The 1690-nt window shown below is 77.8% G+C and carries 2 protein-coding genes and 1 pseudogene; all 3 read right to left on the bottom strand.

All coding sequences use genetic code 11. From position 1 onward, the window contains the following. Nucleotides 1–324 (bottom strand): annotated as a pseudogene (locus CBZ_RS20195) (hypothetical protein); the annotation flags it as partial. 7 nt (nucleotides 325–331) lie between these two features. Further along, a complete protein-coding gene (locus CBZ_RS20190; protein WP_130783211.1) occupies nucleotides 332–1015 on the bottom strand; it encodes an RNA polymerase sigma factor in 684 nt (227 codons plus the stop codon). A gap of 53 nt (nucleotides 1016–1068) precedes the next feature. Next, nucleotides 1069–1689, bottom strand: coding sequence for a class F sortase (locus CBZ_RS20185; protein ID WP_373862213.1), 621 nt, complete (start codon nucleotides 1687–1689; stop codon nucleotides 1069–1071). Nucleotide 1690: the final 1 nt, after the last annotated feature.

Below are 1690 nucleotides of genomic sequence, written 5' to 3'. Positions count from 1 at the left end.
GGCGGTGTCGTCCCGTGCCTCGCCGGTGCGGGCTGCGCGGTCCCGGGTCACGGCCGGGGCGCTGGCCGCACCCGCCGTCCCGGTCCCGGCCGCGGCCACGCTCGCCTCGGCGCCGAGCCCGAGCTCGGCGGCGACGCGGTCCCACACCTGCGGCGGCGGAGCGACGAGCGGACCGTCGTCGCGCGCGTCGCGCGCCAGCCCGACGACGCCGCGCAGCGCTGCGACCTCGTCGGCGCACCGGAGGCACCGCACCGCGTGGGCGCGCTCGTCCGCCGTCCCGACGTCCTCACCGAGGGCGATCAGGGCGAGCACGTCGTCGTCCACGTGCGACTCATCGGACGGCACCGTCCACCTCCCATCGGGTTCTCAGGCGAGCGAGGCTGCGCCGGACGTGGCTCTTCACCGTGCCGAGCGGCAGGTCCAGTCTCGTCGCGATCTGGTCGTGCGTGAGGTCGTCGTAGAACGCGAGTCGCAGGATCGTGCGCTGCGGGTCGCCCAGCCGGTCGAGCTCGTCGGCGACGAGGACCCGGTCCACCACGTGCTCGTCGACCCGCGGCTGACCGCCGGACTCCGCGGCCACGACGGTCGGCGCGGCGGCGTCGGCGAGCCTGCGGTCACGGGCCCGACGCTCGTGCGCGTCGGCGACGGCGTGCCGGGTGATGCCGAGCAGCCACGCGGGCAGCCGCGCGCGGCTCGGGTCGAAGCGGTGCCGACCACGCCACGCCTCGACGAACACCTGCTGCGTGACGTCCTCCGCGTCGGTCGGGCTGCCGAGCGAGCGCAGGGCCACGGTGTGGACGAGTGCCGACCAGCGGCGGTACGCCTCGCCGACCGCGCGCTCGTCCCCGGCGGCGAAGGCCGCGCCGAGCGCGTCGACGTCAGCGCCGTCCCGGTCCTGCGGGGCCGCCGCGGCGGGCGGGCGACCGGGCTCGGGGGTGGCTGCCGGTGCGCCGGGCGACGGCACCGAGGCGAGGGGGCGCGACGGGTCCGCGGGCGGCTGCCCCGGTCCGGTCACTGTCGGCTCCTCACTGCGCCCCGGTCGTCGCAGCTCGGCCTGCACCGGCACGGTCAACCACCGATCGGCTCGGCGGTCACGACGACGTTGTCCGCATAGTGCCCCACGTCGCGCCGGAACGCACCGCCGCACGTCACGAGGACGAGCCGGCGCGCGCCGTCGCGGTCGAACCACGTCTCCACGGGGGCCTCCTCCTTCGCGATGCGCACGACGTCGACGACGCGGTACGCCGTCGTCGTCCCGTCGGCGGTCGTGACGTCGACCTGGGCGCCCGGTGCCACGTCACGCAGCCGAGCGAACGGGCCGACGCCGGTGCTGCGGGCGTCCACGTGCGCTGCGACGAGCGTGCTGCCGGTGGGCGACGCGGGCGCCGGGCCGAACCGGTACCAGCCGGCCACGTCCGCCGACCCGGGGAGAGCCATCGAACCGTCAGGGTCGACCCCCACGGGCTCGACGGGCAGGTCGATCCCGACGGACGGCACGGTGACCCGCACGGGGACGGGCGGGGCCGCGGGCGGTGCGAGCGCGTCGAGGGCGGCGTCCCGGACCGGCACGGCCGGTGGGGCGACGCTCGACGACGGACGCGGTGCCGGTGCCGGTGACGTCGTGGGCGCCGCGGGCGTGGGCGGCGTCGAGCGGTCGACGTCCGCGGGCGTGCAGGCGGCGACGAGCACG

This window comes from Cellulomonas biazotea (assembly GCF_004306155.1).
GTDB lineage: Bacteria > Actinomycetota > Actinomycetes > Actinomycetales > Cellulomonadaceae > Cellulomonas > Cellulomonas biazotea.
The sequence above is the reverse complement of the archived record's forward strand: the minus strand, read 5'-3'. Positions and strand labels throughout refer to the sequence as shown.